At 71.1% G+C, this 2,190-nt stretch carries 3 protein-coding genes; 1 reads left to right on the forward strand and 2 read right to left on the reverse strand.

Going from position 1 to position 2,190, the window contains the following annotated elements; translation table 11 throughout:
- On the reverse strand, positions 1-804 hold an 804-nt coding region (locus A5730_RS21905), incomplete at its 3' end, for an NADP-dependent oxidoreductase (RefSeq protein ID WP_067905255.1).
- Between the two features lie 56 nt (positions 805-860).
- Between A5730_RS21905 and A5730_RS21910 the strand changes: the two genes are divergently transcribed.
- Positions 861-1,583 (forward strand): DUF3060 domain-containing protein, encoded by a 723-nt coding sequence (locus A5730_RS21910; protein ID WP_067905258.1) that lies wholly within the window; start codon positions 861-863, stop codon positions 1,581-1,583.
- 5 nt (positions 1,584-1,588) lie between these two features.
- Here A5730_RS21910 and A5730_RS21915 read toward each other — a convergent pair whose 3' ends face one another.
- Positions 1,589-1,993 (reverse strand): hypothetical protein, encoded by a 405-nt coding sequence (locus tag A5730_RS21915; protein ID WP_067905260.1) that lies wholly within the window; start codon positions 1,991-1,993, stop codon positions 1,589-1,591.
- Between the last annotated feature and the right edge of the window lie 197 nt (positions 1,994-2,190).

Consider the following 2,190-nt stretch of genomic DNA (forward strand, 5'->3'; position numbering starts at 1 on the left):
CTTCCCCCCCTGGTTCACGTAGTTGGCCGGGCCCGGATGCTCGCCCGTCAGATAACTGGAGATCACCCCGCACAGGACGACCCGGGCGTGGGGGGCGCGCCGGCCCAGCACCGCGTTGAGGATGGGCCCGCCGACGTTGTCGAAGTAGACGTCCACACGCCGCGGGCAGTGCTGCTTGAGCGCGGCCGCGAGGTCCTCGTTCTTGTAATCGATGCACGCGTCGAAACCGAAGTCCTCGACCACCGCCCGGCACTTTTCCGGCCCGCCCGCGATGCCCCCCCCCCGGGCGCCGGCGATCTTGGCGATCTGCCCCGCCACCGATCCGGTGGCGCCGGCGGCCGCGGACACCACGACGGTCTCGCCGGCCTTGGGCCGGCCGATGTCGGTCATCCCGAAATAGGCGGTGGCGCCGGTCGGCCCGTACACCGACATGATCGCCAGCTGGTCGTCCTCGCCCGGGATGGGCGTGCTGAACAGGTCGTCGCGGATGATCGCGTACTCCGAAAATCCGGTCAGCGTGGTGACGACGTCGCCGACGGCGTAGGCGTCGCAGCGCGATTCGACCACCTCACCGATCCCGGCGGCGCGGATGACCTCGCCCAGCTGCACCGGCGGCAGGTAGCCGGGCTGGTCGTCGAGCCAGGTGCGGGCGGCCGCGTCGATGCCGACGTAGGTGGTGCGCAGCAGCGCCTCCCCCTCCGCGGGCTCGGGTGCCGGCGTGGTGACCAGCTCCGTGTCACCCGGCTGGACCAGCCCGGTAGGGCGGCGACGCAACAAGACCTGACGGTTCGGCAACTCGGGCACGAAGCAGAAACTACCGAACCGCGCGAAACCGCCGGTGTGAATGGCATATTCAACCCATGGCAGCAAACGACGACCCGGAGGAACGGATCCGGGAACTCGAACGCCCACTCGCCGATGCGGCGCGGGCATCCGAAGCTAGCAGCGCACCGCCCGCGGCCCCGGCGTACTCGCCCGGGCCGGGGGCCCCTCCGCCACCGCCGCCGTCCTGGAACTACGGCGGCTACGGCGGCCCGTTCGGGGGCCCGCCCCCGCAGGGCCCGTCGGGCAACCGCATGTGGTGGATCCTGGGCACGGTCATCGCCATCGGCGTGCTGGCGCTCGCGGGCGGCATCGCCGCCTTCGCCGCCCACCAGCTTTCCGGTGTCCGGTCGATCATCAGCTCCCCGCCGACGATCTCCGGGACGTTCGGTCCGCCGTCGACCTTCACCACCAGCCCCGCCCCTTCGACCACCCGGACCAGGACGACCACGCCGTCGCCGTCGCCGTCGGCGTCGACGTCACCGACCCCGGCGCCGGGCGAACGGATCAGCGTCTCCGGGATCGGCGAGACCCGGACCATCGCCTGCAACCAGAACACCGTCAGCGTGAGCGGGGTGTCCAACACGGTGGTGATCACCGGCCACTGCGCCAGCCTCACGGTGTCGGGGGTGCAGAACGAGATCACCGTCGACTCCGTCGACAGCATCGAAGCCTCCGGCTTCAGCAACAAGGTCACCTACCATTCGGGCACGCCGAAGGTCGGCAACTCGGGTAGCTCGAACGTCGTCCAGCAGGGCTGAGGGCGTTACGACGGCTCGCCGGGCTCCTCGCCGGGCTCGTCGGGCGAATCGCCGTCGAGCACGCTGACCGCGATGCCGTAGGGCAGAAACCGCACCCTGCGCTTGGGATCGACGTTTTCCTTGTTCGCCCGCAACGCGTCGAGCTCGGTCGCGTAGACCTGTTCGACGTGTGCGCCGCCGTCGGCGTCCACCGTGTAGATGGCCCAGACGCCGTCGCCCGCCTCGCCGGCGGTTTCCGGCTCCGGGCGGGCGCGGCGGTCCTCGAAGAACGACGACCACCCCGGCCGGGCCCCGGGGGCCCCGACAAACCTGCCCACCCGCTCGAAGACCTCGCGCAGGCCCTCACTGCCCTCGCGGATCATCCGATCAAACTCTTCGGGGTCAAACCCGAACGCACCGTATTCGCCCACGCGACCTCCTCGCCGCTCGTGCCGTCACCGCCCAGTGTGCGCGCAGTCGCGGCCGGGCGCCACGTCCCTACGGCTGCGGCGGGGGCGGCGGGGTGATCGGTATCGGCACCGTGACGAACGGGAAATGCAGGTACATCGTCACGGGTGGCTGCGCGGGCGCGGCCGGCGGCCGCTGGACCGGGGCCGGTGTGTAATGT

Source organism: Mycobacterium sp. ACS4054 (assembly GCF_001667275.1).
Lineage (GTDB): Bacteria > Actinomycetota > Actinomycetes > Mycobacteriales > Mycobacteriaceae > Mycobacterium.

Coding starts and splice junctions, on each gene's coding strand:
- A5730_RS21910 (WP_067905258.1), top strand. CDS start 861: ATGGCAGCAAACGACGACCCGGAGGAACGGATCCGGGAACTCGAACGC.